This window comes from Micromonospora sp. NPDC049107, from assembly GCF_040648595.1.
In the GTDB taxonomy this organism is placed as follows: Bacteria; Actinomycetota; Actinomycetes; order Mycobacteriales; family Micromonosporaceae; genus Micromonospora.
On the sequence record NZ_JBEZEC010000010.1, the window covers coordinates 190,980 to 215,035 of the forward strand.

17 protein-coding genes and 2 pseudogenes are annotated in these 24,056 nt (G+C 69.9%); 11 read left to right on the forward strand and 8 right to left on the reverse strand.

From position 1 onward, the window contains the following. Nucleotides 1-113: 113 nt before the first annotated feature. Both AB0B55_RS24600 and AB0B55_RS24605 read left to right on the forward strand, forming a co-directional pair. Nucleotides 114-620, forward strand: coding sequence for an SRPBCC family protein (locus AB0B55_RS24600; protein WP_357134611.1), 507 nt, complete (start codon nucleotides 114-116; stop codon nucleotides 618-620). Then, the gene (locus tag AB0B55_RS24605; protein ID WP_357174099.1) at nucleotides 572-1,252 is read left to right on the forward strand and encodes an SRPBCC family protein; all 681 of its coding nucleotides are present in this window, start codon (nucleotides 572-574) and stop codon (nucleotides 1,250-1,252) included. Before AB0B55_RS24600 ends, AB0B55_RS24605 begins: the two co-directional genes overlap by 49 nt. 68 nt (nucleotides 1,253-1,320) lie before the next feature. Here the strand turns inward: AB0B55_RS24605 and AB0B55_RS24610 are convergent, their stop codons facing one another. Continuing rightward, a complete protein-coding gene (locus AB0B55_RS24610) occupies nucleotides 1,321-4,017 on the reverse strand; it encodes an AAA family ATPase (protein WP_357174102.1) in 2,697 nt (898 codons plus the stop codon). Nucleotides 4,018-4,127: 110 nt separating this feature from the next. Beyond that, nucleotides 4,128-4,577 carry a VOC family protein gene (locus tag AB0B55_RS24615; RefSeq protein WP_357174264.1) on the reverse strand — a complete coding sequence of 150 codons (450 nt, stop codon included), beginning with the start codon at nucleotides 4,575-4,577 and terminating at the stop codon, nucleotides 4,128-4,130. Between the two features lie 122 nt (nucleotides 4,578-4,699). Between AB0B55_RS24615 and AB0B55_RS24620 the strand changes: the two genes are divergently transcribed. Continuing rightward, complete coding sequence (locus AB0B55_RS24620) at nucleotides 4,700-5,500, forward strand: helix-turn-helix transcriptional regulator (protein WP_357134616.1); 801 nt, start codon at nucleotides 4,700-4,702, stop codon at nucleotides 5,498-5,500. A gap of 419 nt (nucleotides 5,501-5,919) precedes the next feature. Here the strand turns inward: AB0B55_RS24620 and AB0B55_RS24625 are convergent, their stop codons facing one another. Then, nucleotides 5,920-6,612 carry an alpha/beta hydrolase gene (locus tag AB0B55_RS24625; RefSeq protein ID WP_357134617.1) on the reverse strand — a complete coding sequence of 231 codons (693 nt, stop codon included), beginning with the start codon at nucleotides 6,610-6,612 and terminating at the stop codon, nucleotides 5,920-5,922. Between the two features lie 147 nt (nucleotides 6,613-6,759). Next, nucleotides 6,760-7,965, reverse strand: coding sequence for an MFS transporter (locus AB0B55_RS24630; RefSeq protein ID WP_357174105.1), 1,206 nt, complete (start codon nucleotides 7,963-7,965; stop codon nucleotides 6,760-6,762). A gap of 414 nt (nucleotides 7,966-8,379) precedes the next feature. Between AB0B55_RS24630 and AB0B55_RS24635 the strand changes: the two genes are divergently transcribed. The 3 genes from AB0B55_RS24635 to AB0B55_RS24645 all read left to right on the forward strand — a co-directional run bounded on the left by AB0B55_RS24635 (nucleotide 8,380) and on the right by AB0B55_RS24645 (nucleotide 15,431). Continuing rightward, nucleotides 8,380-11,538, forward strand: a complete 3,159-nt coding sequence (locus AB0B55_RS24635) for a BTAD domain-containing putative transcriptional regulator (protein WP_357174108.1) — start codon at nucleotides 8,380-8,382, stop codon at nucleotides 11,536-11,538. 69 nt (nucleotides 11,539-11,607) lie between these two features. Beyond that, nucleotides 11,608-13,980: a helix-turn-helix domain-containing protein gene (locus AB0B55_RS24640; RefSeq protein WP_357134621.1), complete on the forward strand. Its 2,373-nt coding sequence runs from the start codon at nucleotides 11,608-11,610 to the stop codon at nucleotides 13,978-13,980. 62 nt (nucleotides 13,981-14,042) lie between these two features. Then, the gene (locus tag AB0B55_RS24645) at nucleotides 14,043-15,431 is read left to right on the forward strand and encodes an amino acid permease (RefSeq protein ID WP_357134623.1); all 1,389 of its coding nucleotides are present in this window, start codon (nucleotides 14,043-14,045) and stop codon (nucleotides 15,429-15,431) included. 270 nt (nucleotides 15,432-15,701) lie between these two features. Here the strand turns inward: AB0B55_RS24645 and AB0B55_RS24650 are convergent, their stop codons facing one another. After that, nucleotides 15,702-16,202: an Lrp/AsnC family transcriptional regulator gene (locus tag AB0B55_RS24650; RefSeq protein WP_357134625.1), complete on the reverse strand. Its 501-nt coding sequence runs from the start codon at nucleotides 16,200-16,202 to the stop codon at nucleotides 15,702-15,704. A 311-nt stretch (nucleotides 16,203-16,513) separates the two neighbouring features. Between AB0B55_RS24650 and AB0B55_RS24655 the strand changes: the two genes are divergently transcribed. The 5 genes and pseudogenes from AB0B55_RS24655 to AB0B55_RS24675 all read left to right on the forward strand — a co-directional run bounded on the left by AB0B55_RS24655 (nucleotide 16,514) and on the right by AB0B55_RS24675 (nucleotide 20,206). After that, nucleotides 16,514-17,503, forward strand: coding sequence for an MFS transporter (locus AB0B55_RS24655; RefSeq protein WP_357134626.1), 990 nt, complete (start codon nucleotides 16,514-16,516; stop codon nucleotides 17,501-17,503). A 131-nt stretch (nucleotides 17,504-17,634) separates the two neighbouring features. Continuing rightward, a pseudogene (locus AB0B55_RS24660) lies at nucleotides 17,635-17,836 on the forward strand (IS256 family transposase); the annotation flags it as partial. Then, nucleotides 17,816-18,295, forward strand: a complete 480-nt coding sequence (locus AB0B55_RS24665; RefSeq protein WP_357174267.1) for a hypothetical protein — start codon at nucleotides 17,816-17,818, stop codon at nucleotides 18,293-18,295. The pseudogene AB0B55_RS24660 and the gene AB0B55_RS24665, both read left to right, overlap by 21 nt. Before the next feature lie 109 nt (nucleotides 18,296-18,404). Beyond that, nucleotides 18,405-19,688 (forward strand): Na+/H+ antiporter NhaA, encoded by a 1,284-nt coding sequence (gene nhaA / locus AB0B55_RS24670; protein WP_357174111.1) that lies wholly within the window; start codon nucleotides 18,405-18,407, stop codon nucleotides 19,686-19,688. Between the two features lie 71 nt (nucleotides 19,689-19,759). Next, entirely contained in the window at nucleotides 19,760-20,206 is a 447-nt protein-coding gene (locus AB0B55_RS24675; RefSeq protein WP_357134629.1) for a CBS domain-containing protein, read from the forward strand. A 3-nt stretch (nucleotides 20,207-20,209) separates the two neighbouring features. Here AB0B55_RS24675 and AB0B55_RS24680 read toward each other — a convergent pair whose 3' ends face one another. The 3 genes and pseudogenes from AB0B55_RS24680 to AB0B55_RS24690 form a co-directional block, all read right to left on the reverse strand. Beyond that, nucleotides 20,210-21,499, reverse strand: coding sequence for an ArsB/NhaD family transporter (locus tag AB0B55_RS24680; RefSeq protein WP_357134631.1), 1,290 nt, complete (start codon nucleotides 21,497-21,499; stop codon nucleotides 20,210-20,212). Between the two features lie 313 nt (nucleotides 21,500-21,812). After that, nucleotides 21,813-22,958: pseudogene (locus AB0B55_RS24685) on the reverse strand (cation:proton antiporter); the annotation flags it as partial. A 222-nt stretch (nucleotides 22,959-23,180) separates the two neighbouring features. Continuing rightward, nucleotides 23,181-23,738, reverse strand: a complete 558-nt coding sequence (locus AB0B55_RS24690) for an SMI1/KNR4 family protein (protein ID WP_357174114.1) — start codon at nucleotides 23,736-23,738, stop codon at nucleotides 23,181-23,183. Nucleotides 23,739-24,056 lie beyond the last annotated feature (318 nt).

The following is a 24,056-nucleotide window of genomic DNA, read 5'->3' on the forward strand; positions in this document are numbered from 1 at the left end:
TACCGCGAACTAGGTAATTCTTGCCGATGTGTAGCGGTTGCCGTCTTGGCACGATCGCATCTGCCGGGTGCGGATCCAGCGGCTCGCTCTCCTGCCCGGCGATCAGATGGTCGGTGACGCAGAGAGGCTTCACGATGGAGAACATTACGGACACCAACGAGGCCGGCATTGACGTGTCGGCCCCGGTGGTCAGCCGCCACAGCGTCACGGTGACCGCGTCGGCGGAAGCCGTGTGGCGGATCCTCACCGACATCGACGCATGGACAACCTGGCTGCCGGAAATCCCGTACGCACGGGTGGAAACACCCGGCCCGCTCGCCCCGGGCTCCGTGTTCCGCTGGTCGGCCGCGGGCATGGAGATCGAGTCGACGATCGTTCAGGTACGGCCGCGCGAGCGCCTCGTGTGGCGGGGATACGGCGACGGACCGGACGGGGTCCTCGGTGTCCACGTCTGGGCGCTCACTCCGGCCGGCGACGGTGTGGAGGTGTCGACCGAGGAGTCCTTCGCGGGCCCGCCTGTCGATGCCGACCCTGGGCCGTTCCAGGAGGGCCTCGACACGACCCTCGCCAGGTGGCTGGAACGACTCAAGGGCACCGCCGAGGCGGTGGCCGCCTCATGAAGAATCGTGTGTTTGCCGTCGCGACGGCAGTGGTCGTGGCCGGTCTCGTGGGCACCGCAGGTGCGCCGGCTCAGGCCGGTGCCAGGCGCGATGGCGGCTCCGAGGCCGCGACGGTGCAATGTGCGGGAAGGACAGTCGACGCGGCGGCGAAGATTCGTTATCGGACGGAGACGACGATCGACGCTCCGCTACGGACCGTCTGGAAGCTGCAGACCGACGTGGAACGCTGGCCGTCGTGGCAGAAGCCCGTTTTGTCCAGCAAGCGGCTCGATCGTGGCCCACTGCGTCCCGGTTCGTCGTTCCGGTGGACGACACCGGTCCTCGAGACCGCGCTGAATCCCGCCACGACCCTCGTCGTCACCTCCACCGTCCGGCAGCTTCAGCACCAGAGGTGCCTTCGCTGGAACGGCCCGGCGATCGGTGCGGGGCTGCGCATCGACGAGGGGGTGCACGTGTGGACGTTCACCGAGATCGACGGCCGGGTTCTCGTGCGTACCGAGGAGACGTGGCGCGGTGACCAGGTCGAGCAGGACGTCGATTTCTCCACCGTGGCTCTCGGGGCGGGCCTGGAGACGTGGCTGACGGAGCTGAAGTCGCGTGCCGAACGGGAGTGTGATCGCGCCCGGCGCTGACGTGACCCAAGGGCCCCGCCGGTCTCGTACCGGCGGGGCCCCTTTGTCGCTCGGTCGGCCCGGCTCCGTCAGCGGAGTAGTTCTCGGAGCTGCCGGCGTGAGGTAATGCCCAGTTTGCGGTAGAGGTTGCGCAGGTGGGCGTCGATCGTTCGCGGGCTGACGAACAGCAGCGCGGCAACCTCCTTGGTGCCCGCGCCGGAGGCAACCCTGCGGGCGACGAGTAGTTCGCGGGCGGTCAGCCCCGCGAGCGGATCGGCGTCGTCGGCCAGGGTCGACTCGCCGATGGCGTCCAGTTCGCGGGCGGCGCGGCCGGCGAACCCGCGCGCGCCGATGGTGGAGAGCAGTTCGTGCGCGGCGCGCAGCTCCACCCGCGCCTCGGCGCGACGGCCGACCCGTCGCAGCCACTGCCCGTAGAGCAGTCGGGCACGCGCGTAGTGGACTCGCATCCGGCTCCCGGCGAACCGGCTGATCGAGGCACGGTAGTGGTCCTGCGCGCCGAGCCCCGGGTCGAGCAGCGCACTCGCCAGTAGATGCGCACCGGTCGTCCACGCGTTCGGATTGACCCGTGCGACCTCCCCGATCCATTTAGCCGAATCCTTGGCCTCTTCGGGACGTCCGACGTAGGCGGCGGCTTCGACCAGCTCGTGGTGGAAGACGGAGGCGGCGTACGCCCCGCGCCGGTGCTGGTCCCGTACGAGCAGCAACGCGTCGATCGCGGCCTCATGGTCGCCGCTGCCGTTGCACAGAACGCCGATCGCGTAGTGCAGCGCGGTGGGTTTCACCCCCACCCAGTCGCGCAGCTTCTCCCGGATCTCGCGGAACCGTTCGACGTCCCCGCTCCAGGCGGCAAGCATCAGGTCGGACCCGACGAGGTTTGACGTCCCGGCGGCCTCGTCGACCGCACGCGCCTCGATGATGCAGACCTGCGCGTCGGCGAAGCGACCCATGATCGTCCGGGCGACCGCCTGGAAGCGCAACGCATGGGGAAGGATCGCGTAGGCCCCCTGCGCCCGGGCGAGTTCCACCTGACGGTCGGCGATCTGCTCCATAGCATCGCTGTCACCGATGTCGACGCTCAACACACAGGCACGTTCCATCCACCACGGATCCGCGCCGGGCGTGCGGGCGTGGTCCCGGAAGGCGTCGACCGCACGGCGCATCATGGGCATCGCCTCGTCCACCGGGCGCAGATGCTGCTCGACCAATGCCCGCAGCAGCAGGTCAACCGGACGTGGCGGCTGACGCTGGGGTACCCGTTCCCGGATGTGCAGGGCGAGCCGCCGTAACCTCCCCGGCTCGTCGACGCTGAACATGAGCGACGCGAAAGCCTCCAGGTAGGTCTCGCGGACCTCGTCGGGCCCCACGCCGTCGGCCGCGTCGATGAGCGCGATCGTCGCCGGGATGGTGCGCGCCACGTGATAGTCGATCGTGGCGCGCAGCAGCCGCGCGGCGTGGCGGTCGGCGGGGTCCGGATGGAGACGCTCGGCCTCGTCCACCAACTCCCGGGCGGCAGACGGCGCCCCCGAGCCCAACCGCGCCCGGGCCGCGGCCAACAACCGGCGGGCCCGCCGTGACCGGCCGGGTGTCAGTCGGGCCGCGCGCTCGAGGAACGCGGCCGCTGCCGCGAGTCCGCCGCGGCGCTGTGCTCGTCCGGCCGAACGCTCCAGCTCGGCCGCGGTCTCCTCATCCGGGCCATCGATCGCGCTCGCCTGGTGCCAGGCGCGACGGTCGGGATCGATGTCGGCGTCCGTACCGGCGGCGAGCGATGCGTGCGCCTGCCGTCGCGCCCTGGCGCCAGTCGACAGGTACACCGCGGAACGCGCCAACGGATGCCGGAAGTGCACCCGGGGCCCGGCCACCAACAGGCCGCTGTCCTCGGCCGCGGCCAGGTCCACGGCGTCCAGACCCTGAATCGCCATCGCGCGGCGCAGCAGAACGAGGTCGCCTGTCGGCTCCGCCGCGGCCAGCGCCAGAACCGAGCGCGTGGGTGCCGGCAGCCGCAGGAACCGACTCACGAACCGGTGTTCCACGGCGCGGTGCCCGGCCTCCCCGGGTAGCCCGAACGGTCCGGCGTCGCGGGCGAACTCCACCAGGGCGAGCGGGTTGCCGGCCGCTTCGGCGAGGATCCGTTGCACGATCGCTTCCTCGTGGCCGAACGGCGCCCGATACCGCAGCAGGGTGAGGGATTCCGAATCGGTGAGCCCGGTGAGAGTGAGGGCGGGCAGGCGACCGAGCCCCGATACCGAGGCGGCGGTACGGCCAGCGAACACCATGGCGACCCGCTCCGCCGCAACGCGTGCCGCGACGAAGGCCAGTACCTGCCGCGAGCCGGCGTCGATCCACTGCACGTCGTCGACCACGCAGAACACCGGCCTGCGCCGGCCTACGGCACTCAGCAGGCCGAGAACGGCCAGGCCGACAAGCATCGGGGTCGGCGTGACGCCGGCCTGCAGCCCGAACACCGCGTCGAGCGCGCTCCGCTGCGGCACGGGGAGTCCAGCGCGGTGGTCGAGCACGGGCGCGCACAACTGGTGCAGGGCCGAGTAGGGCAGCTCGCTCTCGAACTCGACACCACCGGCCCGCAGCACCCGCCATCCGTCGAGCCGCGAAGCGGCCGCACCGATGAGCGTCGACTTGCCGATCCCCGCATCACCGAGAACGAGCATCGCCCCGCCACGGCCCCGCGCCGCGGCTGCCGTCACCGCGGCGATCTCGCCCAACTCCGCCTCGCGGGCGACGAACAATCCCGACCTGATATCTGTCATCAGCTTCTGCGTGTCGCCGGACGAATGGTGCCCTCCGGTTGTTCGGCCCCACCGATGGTATCCGGAGCAGCGCACCGACCGGGACGGGTGCCGGGTCGGAAGTCGGCGCCCTACGCGGGCAACTCGAACAGTTCCAGCTGGATGCCGTCGGGGTCACGGAGATAGAGGATCTTCGTCCCGGCCAACGCCCCCGCTTCGACGCCGTCGCCGTCCTGGAGCACGACCGGATCGGCGTTGACGTGCACGCCCCGCCGCACCAGGTCGCGGTGCGCCGAGTCGAGGTCGTCGACCTCGAAACACAGGTGCATCACCCCAACGTCAGAGTTGCGCCCGGTGAAGGGCCTTGGCTGCGGGCTGTCGTACTGGATGAGTTCCAGCAGGACGTTGTCACCGGCCAACGCGAAGGATGCCCGCATCGACGCGTTCTCGACCTCGACAACCGCACCGATCGCCGGGTTCGTCGCCGAGATCGTCACGCCGTTCGGCGCGATGCCGAGGACGTCCTCGTACCACCTCACCGACCGCGCCAAATCGCTGACCGGCACTCCGATGTGATGCATTCTGGTCACTCTGCTCATGATCCCCATCCTGTAGCGCCGAGCCAGCACTGTGGAAGGCACAGGTCTTCCGCGTACCGCTGGTACCACCCAGTTCCCCGGACCGATAGCGGATCATGGGGTTCATGAATGACCTCGGAGCCGCGCTGCGGGCCTGGCGGGATCGCACGGACCCGGCCGCTGTCGGTATCCCGAACGCCTCTCGTCGCCGCGTCGTCGGGCTACGACGCGGCGAGCTGGCAGCGCTGGCCGGCATCTCCCCCGAATACGTGGCACGCCTCGAACAGGGCCGGGCCGCCACACCATCGGCGCAGGTGTGCACCTCCCTGGCCCGCGCGTTACGACTCTCTGACAACGAGGAGGCGCACCTGATGCGCCTTGCCGGCTTCGCCGCGGCCCCGGACCGGATACCCCAACTGATCCCCAGCAGCCTGCACCGCGTCATCGACCACCTCGGCGACACCCCGGCCGCCGTCTACGACGCCGTGTGGCGGCTGCTGCACTGGAACCGGCTGTTCGCGGCCGTCTTCGGCGACCCCGCCGGCGCCACCGCCGACGATCGCAACGCCTTGATCATCCAGTTCGAGTCCCGAAACCCCCGAGTCCGGCAGACCGACACCGAACGCGCCTACTTCGAGCAGTCGTTGGTGGCCGACCTGCGCGCCACCAGCGCCCGCTATCCCAACGATCCCGACGTGGCGGCACTGATCTCGCGGATGGCCGGGAACGACAGGTTCTGCCAGCTCTGGGCCCTCGGCGCGGTGGCCAATCACGAGAGCGCGCACAAGACCGCCGTACACCCGGACGTGGGCGCCATCCCGCTGGACGCCAACGTCTTGACCACCCAGAACACCGACCTGCGACTCGTGGTCCTCACACCTCGGCCCCACACCGCCGCTCGCGAAAGACTGGATCGACTGGGTTGACGACACGGTTCCGGTCTGTACGAAGGAACCCTGGGAGGCAGCGGCGGAGCGCACGCCGGCCAATTCCCCCTGCCCGAATAGGTAATTCCTACCGATGCGGTACGGAGCTCCGCTACCGCATCGTCGTTGTGGTCGAGTGCTGGAGGATCTGACGTGGGCGTGGTGCGCAGGCGGCTGGCCGCGATCATCGCAATGACGACGGTGTCTCCGGTTCTGTTCGCCCCTGGAACCGCCGATACCGGCGGCAGCGGTAGCGCGGGACCTGATCGTGGCGTCCTGGAACATGCAGGGCCAGAACGACGGGACCGGAGGGCCTCCGGAGTCGCGGTGGCGGACCGGTGTGCAGCAGATTCGACGGCAGGGCTGGGACAACTCGTCGAGTGGTTGTCCCAGGCCCGCGCGTCGGCGGAGCGGAACTGTCAGCTCGCGGTCTCGCGAGCCGCCTGATCGATCAGGGCCACCGCGGTCTCCGGGTGCGAGACAAAGACCAGGTGCGAAGCGCCGTCGACCACCCGGACGGTGGCCCCGGCCCGCTCCGCCATGAACTCCTGCGTCTCCGGCGGGATGATCAGGTCGGCGCCGCTGACCAGCGTGTAGGACGGAATCGTGTGCCACGCCTGCGGCCCGGCCGCCGGCTCGCCGAACGCCGCCGCTGCGGCCGGACGCTGCGCGATCGCGTACACCGCCGCGTCCTCGGCGGGGACGTCGGCCGCGAAGCGGTCGTGATAGACCGCCGGGTCGATATACAGGTCGACCTGTCCGTCCGTCAGCGGCACCACCTTCAGCGACTCGTTCACCGTGCTGCCCGCGAACTTGCCGACCAACTCCTCGACCGCCTCACCGGTGTCCGGCACGAACGCCGCCAGATAGACCAGCGCCCGCACGTGCTCGCTACCGGCCGCGGCCGCGGAGATGACGGCACCTCCATAGGAGTGGCCGACCAGCACGATCGGCCCCGCGATGCGGTCCAGCAGCGCCTTGACCCCGGCCGCGTCGGAGGCGACGCCGCGCAGCGGATTCGGCGCCGCGACCACCGGGTACCCGCCGGCCAGCAGCCGCCGGATGACCCCGTCGAACCCACTGCTGTCCGCGAACGCACCGTGTACGAGCACGATTGTCGGTCGGCCGTCTCCACTTACCATGGTGTACCTCTTCCCTGATCCTCGGGTGCGGTCGGATCGACGCTAGGCGCGGGGTTTGGACAGCCACTGAACGCGCCGATCGTGGGGCATCAACTGGCCATCAAGTCGCACACGCCCTCAGTCCGGGCCGGCACGTCGGATGCCGGGGGGAACCTCCCGATCCGCGCGATGCCAGAGAGCAACGGGCAGGGCGGCGAAGAGGACGCTGGCAAGCCCGAGCAGACTGATGGCCGCCGCGACGCCGATCGCATCGGCGACCAGCCCGGCGAGGGCTGCGCCGAGTCCGTGCGCGGTGAGGTTCGTGGAAGCCGCCAGGCCCAGCCCTCGGCCGCGCTGGTTGGCGGGGAGCAACTCCGCGAGCGTGGACACCGAGATGACGATGAGCACCGCCCACGCCGCGCCGCTGAGACCGAAGACCAGCATGATCAGGTACGGGTCGTCCAGCGCAATGACGGCCAGCAGTGGCAGGCCGGGCGCCACGCACGCCGCCGGGAACACCCTCGGATGATGTGCCGCGACGGCGTACCTGGTGAAGAGGCCCAGGGCCGCCACGGCGAACAGTCCGGCCGAGGCCATGAACAGGCCGACCCACCGCGGGCCGAGGCCCACCTCGGCGGCGAGCGCCACGGCCAGCGCCTCCGGGGCGATGAGGAACACGGCTGAGAAGGTCATCAGGAAGATCGCCCGACGGGCCGACGACCGCCAGATGAGGCCGAGCGTCGAAGTGATCGTCGTCGGCTCACCGGCTGCCGCGGCGGCCGGACGACGCCTGACGAACAGCAGGATGACGATCGCCGACACGGCGAACGTGAGGCCGTCGACAACCAGGCAGATGGCCGGCGTGAAGGCAGTGGACAGGAAACCGCCGGAGGCGAACCCGGCCAGCGTCGCGCCCTGGTTCACCGACTGCCGCACGGCCATCCCGGCGCCGTACCGCTCGGGGGGCAGGATGTCGCGCAGCAGCGCGAGGCGGGCGGCCTGGTAGGGGCCGCTCAGCAACGCTGACATCGCCACCAGGCCGCACAGCAGCGGCAGCGGAGCGCCGGGAATCGCCATGGCAAGGACGATCACCGCCCTGATCCCGTCGATGACTACCAGGACCTCGCGGCGAGGCCGGCGGTCGGCCATCGACGAGAGCAGGACACCGCCCACCACCGTGGGCAGGTAGGTGAGCCCGTAGGTGAGCCCGCTGAGCCCGGCTGACCCGGTTCGTCCGAAGACCAGCAGGGCCAGCGCCACCCGGGCGAGCTGGTCACCAAGCACCGACAACAGCTCGGTCACCGTGATGGCGCGGAACTCCCGATTGCGCAGCAGCGGCCCCATGGTGGCGTCCTTCCGGTTGCCGGCCCCCACCTGACACCCCGACGCTTACATCGACCACTGCAGATTCACTTCCGAACTGGCGAGCGCCGCGTTCAGTGCCTGTCCACTCGCCGACGGTTGACTCCGAGTCAGGTCAACGACGTCGAGGAGGTGGCCATGAAGAAGTTCACGCCGTACTGGTGACCCGGCATGCAGCCGTGACGACGGTCGGTGGAATCTCCCTCCCGGAGACGCCGCCGACCGTCCCGCCCACGACGTAACAACGCCGACTCGTAGACCCGGTAGAATCGACTGGTCCACGTACGCCGTGCAGGTGGAAGCAAGCGTCATGTCGGTTCGGGGTCGATAAGCGTGGCCGTGCCAGTCTCTCCCGACCCACCCGGCGACGAAGATCCGCCGGTTGGTCGCTCCTCGGTGTCCCTGCAGATCCTCGGCCCGCTGCGGATCTGGCGCGACGACGTCGAGCTGGCTGCCGGCCCCCGGCAACAGGCATATCTCCTCGCGCTGCTCCTGGCCCGCGTCGGCAGGCCGATCAGCACGAGTGAGCTGATCGATCTGATCTGGGGCGATGACGTTCCCACCAGTGCCCTCAACGTGATCCAGAAGTACGTCGGCGTGTTACGACGGATCCTCGAGCCGGAACTTCCCGCCCGGGGCACCGGCTCGTTCCTGCACCGTCGCGGTAACTCCTATCTGTTCGTCGCCGCCTCCAGCGCGCTGGATCTCGTCGCCTTCCGGAGACTCGTGGGTGCGGCCACGGCCGCCGCGGCGCGGCAGCACCACGAAGCGGCGCTCGACCACTACATCGATGCGCTCGGCCTGTGGCATGGCCCGGCAGGTGGCGGCATCGCCGACGGGACGGGCGCGGAGGCCACCTTCGCCGTGCTCGACAACGAGTTCTACGACGCCTGCTCGGCCGCGGCCGAGCAGGCGGTGTCGCTGGGCCGACCGGAACGGGTGCTTCGCGCCCTGCGACTGGCCGCATCGATGGCACCGTTCCACGAACCCGTGCACGCCGGCCTGGTCGGTGCCCTAGGCGCCGCCGGTCGCCAGGCGGAGGCACTGGCGGTCTTCCGGGCGGTCCGCGATCGCCTCGCCGACGAGCTGGGCGTCGACCCAGGTCCGGCACTGGAGGACGCACACCGGCGGGTTCTGGCTCAGCCATCGGTGTCGCCGCCGTCGATGGACACGGCGGACGAGGTCCAGGTGAACGCAGGAGCTGGCCTGGTCGGCCGGATCGAGGAACTCGCCATGCTGCGACGCACCGTGCAGCGCGCCGTTGCCGGGGGCGCGGCCATCGGCATCCTCGAAGGTGAACCGGGCGTCGGCAAGACCCGCCTGCTGGAAGAGGCCGCGAAGGTGGCGGACCAGCACGGCGCGCTGGTGACCTGGGGTCGCTGCCTAGAGGGCGACGGAACTCCGTCGATGTGGCCGTGGGAGCAGGCGCTGAGCGCGGTCGTCGACAGTTTGCCCGCGCTGGAGCGGGAGAAGTGGCTCGCCAGCGAGCTCGGCATCCTGCTCGGGCTGGGCAGCGACGCCGTCCGGGCGGTTCCCGACGGTAGCGCTCAGTTCCGGCTCTTCGAGCAGGTCGTCGCCCTCGTCAGAAGTGCCTCGGCACAACGACCGACACTCCTGATCCTCGACGACCTGCAATGGGCCGATGATGCCTCCCGGCGCTTGTTCAGTCATCTGGCCGGCCGGCTGCCCGACCGCACCGCATTCATCGGTGCGCTTCGCGACAGGGCGCCGGTGCTCGACTCGGCCCTCTCCCAGGTGCTTGCTACGGCCAGCCGGCTGCCCGGCCACCGCAGGATCCGGCTCGGCCCGCTCGGACTGACCGACGTCACCGCACTCATCCGCCGTGAGGCCGGCCGCGAGCCCGACGACGCCGTCGCCCGCGCCATCCACGCCCGTACCGCCGGCAATCCGTTCTTTGTCCAGGAACTGTCCCGGCTGCTCAGCGAGGACGGCGCGCTCAGCGAGGACGGCGCATCCGGACCGGCGGGGGTTCCGTCCACCGTGCGCGACGTCGTTCGCGACCGGATGGCCGGCCTCGACGACGACGCGCGCGAACTACTGCGCGTCGCCGCGCTCATCGGCCGTGACATCGACCTGCGGCTGCTCTCGCGCGCCGCTGGCGTGGACGTCGCGGACTGCCTCGAACGCCTCGAGCCGCTGCACGCCCTCGGCCTGCTCGAACCCGGTCCGGAGAATCCGTCCTCGCTACGATTCGCACACGACCTGGTGCGCGAGTCGGTCTCCGAGACCACGGCGAAACAGCAGATCATCCGGCTACATCTGCGCGTCGCGGATGCGCTCGAACGGACCCATGGCCGCGACGAGGCCGTCGCCGAACGCCTCGCCTTCCATCTGTGGGCGGCCGGTGCCCTGGCCGAGCCTGTTCGCACCGGGGAGGCGCTGATCCGCGCCGGGCGCTACGCGGCGTCCAAGCTCGCGTTCGAGTCCGCCAATCGCCAACTGCGTGCCGCCGTGCAGATCACTCGGGCATCGGGGCTCATGGAGCTGGAGTTGTCCGCCCTCACGCTGCTCGCCATCGTGGTCAGACGGCAGTCCGGCTACGATGCCTCGACCTTCGATCTGCTGGAGCGGGCCGAATATCTGGCTCGCACTCTCGCCCGGGAGGCAGAGGCCGCCGACTTCGCCTTCATCCGCCTCATGGGCGCGTACACCTGCCTGGAGAAGAGTCGTGGGCAGTTGGCCCGCCGGATGCACGAGTACGGCCGGACGTCCTCCGATTCGGGTGTCCGACGCTATGGCCGGCAGGCCTGGGGCCTGTATCACTGGGACATCGGCAACATCGGCGAGGCGTACCGCTGTTTCGCCGGAGAAGACGACGACCCCTCCGTGCCGGACGAGGAGACTCCGCTGCGGCGGGACGGCAGCATTCCGGGGGAAGGACCCGGATGGCGTGCCGTGATGACCGCGCTGAACGGTGACGTCGAGTCGGCGCTGGCCTTCGTCAACACCTGGGACACCCCGGGTGATTCGTACGCGGCCGCGGTCTGCGTCTACTACACCACCATGATCGCATCCATGGCCGGTGACGCGGCCCTGGCCAGACGTGCCGGCGAGCGCTGGGTCTCCGCCGGGCTGGCCCGCCTTCAATCCCAGATCGACCACTACATCCGACAGAGCTGGTGCTGGGCACGGGCCCTCACTGGTGACGATCCGGCCGCTGCGGCGGCCGAGGCCGAGGAACTGCTGGCCGCCAACCTGCTCGACCCGCCGCAGTGGGGAATCGCCTACCACCATGCTCTGATCGCGGAGATGTGGCTGGCAGCCGGCCTCCCTGACCGGGCCGGGGCCGCCCTCGACCGGGCCGACCAGGCCGTCTGGGAGCACGGCCAGCGCTACAGCGAAGGCCTGCTCCTGCTGCTGCGGGCACGCCTGTCGCAGGCGCGGGGGGAACCCCACGCGGTGGTCCGGGCCGCAGCCGAACGAGCCCAGGCCCACTCCACCGCCCGCGGGGCCCGACTCTTCGCCCGACGCGCCGAACGATTCCTCGTCGAACTCACCGAGCCCTGCACCGCCCACACGACGATCCACGGATAGTGCACCACGAGGCTGGGCCCGGTGCGGGCAACGTCTCGGCCGTCCACCGGGCCGATCTATCATGACGAGGTGCCGCGCCAGACGTCCCCGTTCGGCGATTGCCTACGGGCATCGCGCCGGGCCGCCGGCCTGACCATAGAGCAGCTGGCCGAACGGTCCGGCGTCAGCGCCCGGGCCATCTCCGACATGGAACGCGGGCACAGCCGCGCACCGCAGACCCGTACCCTCGCCGCTCTCGCCGACGGGTTGGGCCTCGACGATGACGGCCGGGCCGGTCTCACGGCCGCGGCGAAGGAGGCCCGCTCCCCGAGCGCGGCCGGCAGGCCCCGGCTCTGCGAGCCACCACGCGGCGTCACGGACTTCGTCGGCCGGCGTGCCGAACTCGAGATCGTCCGGCACGCTGCGAAGCACGCCGCCGAGATCGACGACCCGCCGCCGGTCCTCGTCGTGCACGGGCAGCCGGGACTGGGCAAGACCGCGTTGGCGGTCCGGGCCGCGCACGAACTACGCGACGACTTCCCCGACGGCTGCCTGTACGTCGACCTGCGCGGGGTCGACGCCACGCCGCTCCCCACCGGAGACGCCCTGCTGCGTCTGCTGCGTGCGCTCGGCGTCCAGCCCAACCAGGTCGCCGACAGCGACGACGAGCGCTCCGCCCAGCTACGCGGGATCCTGCGTGATCGGCGCTGCCTGCTGGTCCTCGACAACGCCGGTTCGGAGGCCCAGGTCCGGCCGCTGCTACCGGCGGGCGGCAGGTGCCTCGTCGTGGTGACCAGCCGGCGCGCCCTAGGCGGCCTCGAAGGCGTACTGCGGATCGCTCTGCCGCCTCTCGCGCCGGAAGAGTCCGCCGACCTGCTGCGTGCCATCGCCAGGCAGGCCGCCGACCCACAGACGGCGCCGCAGGTCGACAGGGTCACCGACCTGTGCGGGCACCTGCCGTTGGCGCTGCGGATCGCCGGGACCCGCCTTTCCACGCGTCCGCACTGGACGGTCCGGCACCTGGTCGACCGGCTCGCCGACACCGGCCACCGACTGGCTGCGCTGTCCACCGGCGACGCCGGAGTGGCCACCGCGTTCGCGCTGTCGTACACCCAGTTGCCGGCCCCCAGCGCCCAACTGTTTCGCCGCCTCGCCCACGTTCCGGCCGCCGACTTCGCGGCGCCGCTCGCGGCGGCGCTCATCGAGGCCGCGCTGCCCGACGCCGAGGACCGCCTGGAGGATCTGGTGGAGGTCGGGCTTCTGCAGACTGAGGGCGTCGACCGTTACCGATTCCACGACCTGATCCGGCTCTACGCCGACGAGCGGCTGCACGCCGAGGAACCGAGCGACACCCGGGCGGAGACCGCGGAACGGATGAACACCTGGCTGCTGGACACCGCCGTTGTCGCCGGCCGGTGGTACGAGCCCGGCTACGGCGGGTTGCCCGACGGCTGGGCCGGCCTGGTGCCCCTGGCCAGCATGGAGGAGGCTGACGCCTGGCTGCGGGCGGAGAGCGACAGCTGGCTGCCGGCGCTGCGTACCGCCGCCGCCCAGGGCCGGCACCAACTCGTCGCCGACGTCGCGGCGGCAACCCGCTGGTACTCCGAGTCGACGCTACGCTGGCGCGGCTGGTGGGAGGTACGCCGGCTGGCCCGCGCCGCCGCCAACGCACTGCCCGACTTGCGCCAGCAGGCCTTCCACACCAGCCTCTACGCCTGGACGGCGGTCCAACTGATGGCCCTCTACGAGGAGGCCACGGAGGCGGCGATGGAGGCATACCGGCTCGCACAGTCGATCGGCGACCCCCAGGAGCAGGCCCGGGCGCTCAGTTCGGCCGGCCCCGCCTGGCTGAATGTCCGCCGCTTCGACGACGCGCTGTGGGCCCACCGCACCGGGTGCGAGCTGGCCGACCGGGCCGGCGATCACGCCCTGTACGTGGATCATGTGGTGGGCATCGGCCATGCGTTGGAGCACCTGGGCCGTTACGACGACGCGGTCGGTGAGTTCCAGCGCGCCCTGACCGAACTCGACAGCCGTCCGGTGGCGGCCCGCCCGGCCTTCACCCTCCGGGGCAGCGCGATGTACGGGGTGGCGTCCTCCTTGGTCCGCGCCGGGCGCCACCAGGAGTCGCTGCACGCGGTCGAACGGGCGCTGCCGCTGCTGATCGAGAATCGGGACGACGACTTCGTGGCCTTCGCACTCGTCCTACGGGGCAAGGCCCGGGCCGCACTCGGCCAGTCCGCCGAGGCTCGCACCGACCTGACCCGCGCCCTGGAGATGCTCGCCGGCAGCCTGCCCAGCCGGCTCGAGGACGAAGCCCGGGCGATGCTGCCCACGCTGGACGGCACCGGTCCCACCGACCTCACCCGTGACCTGGAGGCGCTCGCCGCCAGCCTGGACAGCCGGATCGAGACCGAGGCCCGGGCGACGCGGGCCGTCCTCGACGGCACCGATCCTGCCTGACGTTCTGCGTATTTTCCTTCGTTGTTCGGCCCCGACCAGCTTGTTTGCATGGTGACATGGTTATGTCACCTTCTGTTGTCACCTCATCGCTGCGTCGCGGCCTCACGTCGGGCCAGATCGGGATGCTCACCATCGGCGGGGTCATCGGCACCGGGCTGTTCCTCGGCTCCGGCCTCGCCGTCTCCATGGCCGGACCGACCGTACTGCTCACCTTCGTCGTCGGCGGGCTCCTCGCGATCGCCCTCACCTACGCCGCCACCGAGATGGCGCTCGCCCATCCCGACCTGCACGGGTTCGGCGCGCTCGCCCACCGCTACCTCGGCCCCCTCGCCGGGTTCACCCAACGCTGGCTGTACTGGGGTGTGGTCGCGATCGGCGCCGGCACCGAAACCGTCGCCGTAGGGATCTACATCCGGTACTGGTGGCCGCAGGTGCCGCTGTGGATCCCGGTCATGCTCGCCGCCGCAGCGATCATCACGGTCAACGTGTTTCCGGTGCGGGCCTTCGGCACGGTCGAGTACTGGTTCTCGTCCATCAAGGTTGCCGCGATCGTGGTGTTCCTTGTTCTCGGCGCCGTGCTCCTCACCGTCGGGCTGCCCAACCGACCGGCGACCGGCCTGTCGGCGATCAGCGACGCACCGTCCTACCTGCCCCACGGACTCACCGGCCTCGTGGTCGCGCTGATCGTGGCGACCTTCAGCTTCGGCGGCACCGAGGCGCTCGCGCTGACCGCCGCCGAGTCGGCCAACCCCGGGCGCGACCTACCGCGCGCGGCGCGCGGGACGATTCTGCGCGTATGCCTGTTCTACCTGCTCAGCATGGTGGTCATCGTATCGGTGTCGCAGGCCGTCGGCCGGGTGCCGGACGGCGCGCTCGCCACGAGCCCGTTCGTGCTGGTCTTCGAGTGGACCGGGCTGCCGGCCGCCGCCGCGGTGATGAACTTCGTGGTGCTCACCGCCGCGCTGTCGGCCCTCAACACGGTTTTCTACGTGTCGACGCGCACGCTGCACTCGCTCGCGGTCGACGGCCAGGCGCCGGCCTGGGCGAGACGGGTCAACCGCCACGGTGTGCCGGTGAACGCGGTCGCCGCGTCGGCCGTCGGGCTTCCCCTGGCGGTGACGGTGTCCCTCATCTCGCCCGACGACGCGTTCGCGAAGCTGCTCGGCATCGCGTTGTTCGGCGCCGCCACGACCTGGGTGCTCATCTTCGCGACCCACGTGGCCTTCCGCCGCCGGCGCACCGCCGACGAGGCGCGCCGGTCGCCGCTGTCGCTGCCCGGCGGTTGGCACACCAGTGCCGCGGCGGCGGTTGCGATGGCGGCGGTGGTCGTGAGCATGCTGTTAGTCGGGACGTTCCGGGTCGCGTGGACGGTCGGCGTACCGACCGTGGTGGTGATCGTGGTGACGTACGCGCTGACCCGAAGGGTGCGGTGCACCACCCCGCAACAGTGATCCGCAACCACGGCGCCGTCCCAGTCAGCAGCCGAGCCGCCGACTGGAGACGGCGCCTCGTCGCTCCAGAGACCGATTGTCACAATGCAGCTGTACGGCCGCCTCTCACGCGTCGATCAGGCCGACGATCTGCCGAGACTTCAGATCAGGCAGGTGCGGCGGGAGATCCAGGCAGGTGCCGACTCGGCTCGAGCGCAAGGTGAGGCCCGCGCTCGGTTCGCCGCCCCCACTCGCGGCTGTTCGACCGGACGTCCCGCGCGACGCCATAGCTCACGACCGTCGGTTCCCCCAGCCGGAGGATCTGGTCACCGGTCGGCCGTCCGGATCGGGTCGTTGCACCGGGCGATCGTCGTACTCGGTGGAGAGGACGACGTGCGAGTTCATCTCTCCATGCTCGCCGAGCCGTTCGAGCAGTCCTTCGAGGTGCTGCATCGACGCCGCCCGCACCTTGAGCATGGTGCAGGAGTTGCCGGACAGCTTGTGCACCTCGTAGACCTCTGGAAGGTCGTCAGCGGTGGAGGTCCTCAGCAGGCATCGTCCGTGGGCGCACCGCATCTGCACAAAGGCGGTCAACGGTAGGCCGGCGGGTGCTGGATCAACGATGGCCCGGTAGCCGGTGATCACCCCCATGTCCTCCAGGCGCCGCACACGCTCGGCGACGGATGGCGGGGAAAGGTTGATCTGGCGGCCAAGTTGGTTGTACGACACGCGCCCGTTGCGCTGCAACTCCCCGATGATCCGCCAGTCGGTCTGATCCAGCGATCTGTTCATCTGTAAACCCAATCAGCAAAGCATCTTATGGTCGTAAACCCCTAACAGCCGAGACGAGGGAAGTGCCCATTCATTGGCGGATCTTAGCTTTCTAGCGTTGATCCATGCCAGCAGATACCTACGAGGTGACGCCGTCCACAAGAGACCACACGCGCGCTATGCCGGCCCTGTTCACGGGAGCCGCGATGATCAACGCGGCCATCTCGGTGGCAAGCGCTGTTGCCACGATCGTCGCCGCTGACCGGCTCGGTGCCGGGTGGGGCGGATTACCAAACGTGGCCGCGATTTCGGGTACTGGCCTCGGTGCCCTGATGGTGACGGCCGTAATGGGTCGACGGGGCCGGCGCGCGGGCCTCGTCGTCGGCTACCTCTGCGCCACCGCGGGCGCCGCGCTGGCGGTGTTCGCCGTCGCCCACAACGACGTCGCGGGTCTCAGCCTCGGCATGCTGTGCATCGGGCTGGGCAACGCCGCCGCCGGATTGTCCCGCTACGTCGCCGCGGAGTTGTATCCACCGCGGCGACGAGGCTTCGCCATCGGCGTGCTGACGTGGGCGGGGACCGTGGGCGCGGTGGGCGGACCACTGCTGCTCGGACCCGCCGCGGCCGCCGCCACCAGACTCGGCGGGGCGGCGGCGTTGGGACCGCTCGTGCTCGCCGCCCTGGCCGCCGGCGTCGCCGTGCTCGCCGCGACCGCCGCGCCAGCAACCGTCGTAGAACATGGAGGTCCCGCGGTCAAGGTGCGGCCTCTCCTCGCCATGCCGACGGTCCGGTCGGCGTTCGCGGTGATGGCCACCGCACAACTCGTCATGATCGCGGTGATGACCGCGGCACCACTGGACATGCACCTGCACGGTCACGGGCTCGGCGAGGTGGGCGCCGTCCTCTCGGCACACACGCTGGGCATGTTCGCACTCTCCCCGTTGACCGGTCGGTTGGTGGACCGCGTCGGCACGCGACCGGTAATGCTCGGTGGTCTGCTCACCCTGTCCCTCGCCGCCGTCCTCACCGCGGCCAACACGCATACCCAACCCCGCGCGGTTGCCCTTCTTCTCCTCGGCTACGGATGGAACCTGTGCTTCATCGGCGGAAGCACCCAACTGACCCAGAACCTGCCACAGTCGCAATGCGTCCAGGTCGAAGGTGCCGTCGACAGCGGAATCTGGAGCATCGCCGCCATCGCTGGTCTCGGCTCCACGGCGATCCTGGCCACCGGCGGATACCGGGCCCTCGCCGGCCTGGCTATCCTCGCGGTCATCCCGTCCGCGCTGCTGGTGTCCAGAACAGCAACCACCAGCAGTTGACTCTCGGCCTTCCCCGGTTCCCGCCGGCGCCTGGCTGCGCCTCGCCGTGACAGCGTGGTCAGGGTCCGTGGATCTGACGGTGTTTCTGGCCCGACCTGCCAGGCGTTGTGCCTGGTGAGGAGGGTGCCGTGATGACCGCGACACTGAACGAGCAGACCGGAGGTAAGAAGCGACCCGGACTGTCGGCGGAGGCGAAGGCTACCGCCGACCTGGTCCGGGCCGCGAAGGAACAGGGTCTGTCGTTGACCGGCCCGGAGGGGCTGCTCAGGCAGTTGACCAAGACGGTTTCTGGAGACCGCGCCGGACGAGGAGATGATCGAGCACATCGGCTATGCCATACAAGAACCCCGATATCGTTGGAGCCGGCTTCCTGGCCGTCGCTGCGTTGGCATCGGCTGGGCACGAGGAGAGACTGAGGCTGTGGGCGTTGCTGACGAAGCGGAGATTCACCGGGTCGTCCTGATCCGAGATCTGGTGACTGGTGCGGTCGGTGTCGTGGTGGCGTCGTTCGCCACGGCGGTGGTCTTTCCTCCCGAAGACCCGGTGGGACGCGTGCTGGTGATGGCGGTCGCCTGCGGCCTGTTGGCGACGGCGCTGAGCGACTGGCGTGCGTCACTTGCCGTCGCGGTCGTGGCCGTCGGCGTGTTCGTCGGTGTCCTCGCCGACGGCGCGCCACCGGCTCCGTCTCCGTGGGGCTTCACACCGATCTTCGTGGTGGCCGTGGTGTTGGGTGCAGGAAACCGGTACCTGCGCGTGCTGAGGCGCAGGGACGAGGGGCACCGCCGGTCGTAGCTCGTAGCGAACGTTCCAGGCGCGGCTGCCGGTACGATGGGTTCCGGTGCGCCGGGAAGTCTGGTCGGCAAATGGCTCCGACCCGTCTTCCGAAAGGTGCTCGCCTGTGATGTCCAACCCGCAGTCACCCCCTCGTGTCCTCGGCCGCGGTTCCTGGGCCGAGGCGAGTCGCATCGCTGAGGTGCTGCGCAAGGAGACGATCGGCGGGGCACTGCTGCTGATCGGCGCCGCTGTGGCGCTGATCTGGGCCAATTCCCCGTGGGCGCACCGCTATGAGGCGATGACGGCGTTTACCGTCGGGCCTCACGCGCTGCACCTTGACCTCTCGCTGGCCACCTGGGCGGCCGACGGGCTGTTGGCGATCTTCTTCTTCGTCGCCGGTCTCGAACTCAAGCGCGAGTTCGTCGCCGGCGACCTGCGTGATCCGCGCCGCGCCGCGGTCCCGGTCGCCGCCGCGATCGGCGGCGTACTCGTGCCGGCTCTGGTGTACGTGGTGGTGAACTCAGGCGGCGCGCTGAAGGGTTGGGCGGTGCCGACGGCCACCGACATCGCGTTCGCTTTAGCCGTACTGGCGGTGATCGGCCGGCATCTGCCGACCGCGCTGCGCACCTTCCTGCTGACCCTGGCAGTGGTGGACGACCTGCTGGCGATCGTCATCATCGCGGTCTTCTACACCGCCCACCTGTCGGTGCTGCCGCTGCTGGCCGCGGCGCTGCCGCTGGGCTTGTTCGCGCTGCTGGTGCAGCGGCGGGTGCGCTCGTGGTGGCTGCTGCTGCCGCTGGCGTTCGCGACCTGGGCGCTGGTGCACGCCTCCGGCGTGCACGCCACCGTCGCCGGGGTGCTGCTCGCCTTCGCCGTGCCGGTGCTGCGCTCCAGGGGCACGGGTCCAGGGGTGGGTCTGGCCGAGCACTTCGAGCACCGATTCCGGCCGATCTCCGCCGGCGTCGCGGTGCCGGTGTTCGCGCTGATGTCCGCCGGAGTGGCCGTCGGCGGCCTCGACGGCCTGGCGCAGGCGCTCACGGACCCGATCGCGGTGGGCATCATGCTCGGCTTGGTCGTCGGGAAGCCGATCGGCATCCTGCTGGCAACCTGGCTCGTCGCCCGGTTCACCCGGGCCCGGCTGGACGCCGGGTTGGCATGGATCGACGTGACCGGGCTGGCCGTGCTTGCCGGCATCGGTTTCACCGTCTCGCTGCTGATCGGCGAACTCGCCTTCGGAATCGGCAGCGACGCCGACGACCGGGTCAAGATCGCCGTGTTGGCGGGCTCCCTGATCGCCGCCACCCTCGCCATGATCATCTTGCGAGTGCGGAATCGCGGGTACCGGCAGATCTTCGAGGCCGAGCGGGTCGACCGTGACCATGATGACGTTCCCGACGTCTACCAGAGATAGGTCCACCGCGAGTGGAGCCGCCATGCGACATCAGCGCGATCAACGCGCGGCCCCGGGCGTATCGTCGGTGCATGCGCGCTAGCGATGTGGCGATCTCCATGGACACCGTCACCGAGGACATGCCGGCCCGAGAGGCCGCCCGGATCCTGGCCGCGCAGGATCTGCCCGGCCTGATCGTGGTGGACGCCGCAGGCCGTCCGTCGACGGTGCTGGCCGGCACGCAGGTACTGCGGATGGCGCTGCCGTCCTATTGTCAGGACGATCCGGCGCTGGCGCGGGTGATCGACGAGGCTGCCGCCGATGTGGTCCTGGCGGGGATCGGTAACCGGACCGTCGCGGACCTGCTCCCCCGCAACCGGCCAGGTCTGCCGGTGGTCAGCACGGACGCCACCCTGCTCGAGGTCGCCTCGGTGATGGCCCGGACCAACGTGCCGCTGGTCGCGGTCGTGGACCGCGACCAGGTGATGACCGGGGCCATCACCCTCGACGGGCTGCTCGACCGAATTCTCGGCACCTGAGCGTCAGAAGAACCGCAGCCACAGGTACGGCACCGCGATCGCCACCGAGATCACGGTCACGATCAGGCCGTACTTGGTGAACCCCCAGAAAGTGATCTTGTGCCCGGCCCGGTCGGCGATGCCGAGCACCACCACGTTCGCCGAGGCACCCACGGCAGTGGCGTTGCCACCGAAGTCAGCCCCGATGGCGAGTGCCCACCAGAGCACCTGCGCCTTGTCGAGCCCGCCCTCGGCGTTCACCAACTCGCTCACGATCGGGCTCATCGTCGCCACGTAGGGGATGTTGTCCACGATCGCCGACAACCCCGCCGAGGCCCAGAGCAACAACATGGTGGCTGGCCACAACTTGCCCTCGACGGCCTCGGTCGCCGACCGGGCGATGCTGTCGATCACCCCGGTGGCGACCAGTGCGCCGACCATGACGAACAGGCCGGCGAAGAACACCAGCGTCGGCCACTCGACGTCCTTGGCCACCTCTTCCGCGTCCAGCCGGGACAGCACCAGCAGGAGCAGCCCGCCGAGCAGGGCCACCACCGACGGCTCCAGGTGCAGCACGGTGTGCAGGCCGAACGCGACCAGCACCGCGCCGAGGACCACCAGGCTGATCACGACGAGGCGGCGGTCGCGAATCGCGTCCGCCTCCCGCAGCGCCATCACCCGCGCGGCGCGCTCGGCGTTGTAGCGAAATGCCTTTCGGAACATGATCCGGCACAGGCCGATGAACACGACTATCACGATCAGCACCAACGGGGCCATGACGTTCAGGAAGTCGGTGAAACTCAACCCCGACCGGCTGGCGATGATGATGTTCGGGGGGTCGCCCACCAGAGTGGCCGCGCCACCGATGTTGGACGCCATCACCTCGGCGATCAGAAAGGGGATCGGCGGCACGTCGAGCCGCTCGCAGACCAGCAGCGTCACCGGCGCCACCAGCAGCACCGTGGTGACGTTGTCCAGCGCCGCCGACACCACGGCGGTCACCACCACCAGGATCACCATGATCGGGAATGGACGGCCGCGGGCCTTCTTGGCGCTCCAGATGGCCAGGTACTCGAACAGGCCGGTGCGTTTCAGCACGCCGACGATCAGCATCATGCCCAGCAGCAGGAAGATGACGTTCCAGTCGATCCCCGCCTCTTCGGAGAAGAACGCGTGCTCGGCGTCGGTGGCCCCGATCGCCAGCATGATCGACGCACCGCCCACCGCCACCGTCACCCGGTTGATCTTCTCGGTGGCGATCAGGACGTAGGCGGCGGCGAAAACGGCCACCGCGATCCAGGCCAGGGTGCTCATGGGGCGTCTCTCCGGTTCTGGTCAGCCGTCACCGCGACGCCGACCAGGCTTCCCGGCACACCTGAGATCAACCTAGCAGGCGGACCGGTCAGCCACCGTTCTGCACGGGTTCGCCGCCTTCGGGCCGTCGACGGCTCTGCCCTTTCGGCCCGCCAGTGCGATCGCTGTCCGGTACGGCACCGTCGCCGCCAGCGGACGTGGTCCGGTCCTGGCCGGGCGCGAGGTCGGCTCGCCGTGCCGAGCTCACCGTCGCGCGTCGCACCCGGCGGATCCGGCGCAGCACGCCATGCCACCCGGGAGTCTCATCCGCGTCGTCGAACGCCCTCGCGACCAGGACGTCGGTCGAGGAGTGCGCCAGGATGGACAGGACGATGGTCAGCGCTACCAGGTGAAACACGTCGTCGGCCGCGCCGATGCCGGACTCGAGGACCAGCAGGCCGTAGACCACCGAGGCGAAGCCCTTGGGGCCGAACCACATCGCGGCGGCCTGTTCCCGCAAGCCCAGCCCGGAGCGCAGGAACGAGATCCACAGCGCCACCGGTCGGGCGACCACGATGGCGAGGACGGCGAAGACCCAGCCGGCCCAGGAGATCTCGCCGAGGAACTCCACCGAGATGAGCGCCCCGAACACCAGCAACGCGGCCAGCTTCAGCAGTTCGGCGATGTTCTCCCCGAAGTGCTCGAACGCGGCCCGTTCGCGCGGGCCGAAGGTCGCCACGGTGATACCGGCGGCGAACGCGGCGAGGAACAGGTTGCCGTGGGTGGCCTTTCCCAAGGCCAGCACCAGCAGGCCGATCGCCACCCCGTTCAGTGGCGCGTACGCCGCGGACGCGGCGAACCAGCGGGTCCGTTCCAGCGCGATCGCCGCCAGCGGCACCAACACGCCGATCAGCAGGCCTACCGCCAGTTCGGTGCCGAGCTCACCCAGGTGCAAATCGTCCGACCCGGCCGCGACCGCCAGCAGCACCACCACGAACGGCAGCGCCAGTCCGTCGTTGACGCCGGACTCGACGTTGAGCAGGTGCCGCAGCCGGGCGGGAACCTTGTCGTTGCCGACCAGCGCGGCGGCGAACACCGGGTCGGTGGGGGCGAGGATCGCCCCGATCAGCAGCGCTTCCGGCCAGTCCAGGCCGGCGACGTAGTGGGCGAGTATCGCGCTGACGAGCAGGGTGAGCGGTAGTCCCCAACCGAGTGCGCGTCCGGGCAGCCGCCACGCCGAACGCAGGTCCGCCCACCCGACCCGCATCCCGTCGGTGAACAGCACCGCGAACAGCGCCAGCTCGGCGAGTTGCGCCACGATCGGCGAGTCGGCGCGCAGGTGCAGCACACCGGTGGTGTCCTCGCCGAGCAAAAACCCGGCAAGCAGGAACAGCGCCGCGGTGGACAGGATGGTGCGGTGTGCCAGTGCCGAGACGAGCACAGCGGCCAGCAGGACGGCGGCGAAGCACAGCAGCAGCAAGGAAACCCCTCCGAGAGCGCGAACCAGCACGGTGCCGACCAGACTTCCCGGCGCTCCACGGATCCCGGTGATCGTAACGGCCACCGACACGAGGCGCGACGGCGGCCAGCGCCAGCCGGATTCGCGTCAGGTTGGGGAGCCCGTGCAGTCGGGTGCGTACCACCAGCTCGTGCAGAACCGCCAAGACTCCCCGTCTTGCCATCACTGACGGCAGCGACCGATTCAAGCAGCGTCGAACCATGGCTTGCCGGCCGCCCAGTGCCGAACCCACCCGACGAACCCCGACGCCCCGGTGGTGTAGCCGAACTCCGCTCCGAAGGGCACCGCACCCTCACCGCTGATATTCCAGATATGCCCGCGATGCGGGCCGGTCACGATGAGATGCCAGTACATCCCACAGCCATCCGTGCCGAGCACGATCGAACCATGGTCGAAGACGGGTTCGAGCAGCGGCTCGATCTCCTCCACCGGCCGGGAGTCCTCCTCCCACAGCCACGCTTCAATCAGCGGGAACGAGGCCGCCAACTCGCGCACCGGGCGATCGTTGCCCCAGTCATCGGGCATCTCGGCTACGCCGAGGAGACCGAAGTCCGGTGGTCCGGAGAACGATCCGTCGGTGATCTCCGCGACGAAGGTTCGGTACGGCTCCGGCAGTACGACCCCATGCTCCGCTTCAAAGGCGTGCACCCCTGGCCAGCCCAGAGCCGATTCAGTGGCGTCATCCACCACGAAGGCAGCTCGAAGCTCGACGAGGTCGCCTAGCTGGGTGTAGCTGTCCATGACGCGTAGTCGTATCACGTTGGACCGGGCGGAGAGGAGTTGGTCCGGCCCAACCTCACCCTCTGGTCCAGGTTTGGCTCCACGCATTCTTCACGGGCGCGGCGGCACGGCGCCTCGATGGCGCGAGTCGCGGGCTACCTGTTGACACACGGCACGACCGCAGCCCGGCCAGACCTGAAGACAAAGGAGCATCCTTGTTCGTCGCAAACGGGCTGCCCCTTACGCCCTCGTTCAGCGATCGCTTTCTTCGTTGGTAATCGGCTATGCGGCGACGAGGTTCGACAGCACGGCATGCGCTGCGCTAGGCCTGTTGAGCAG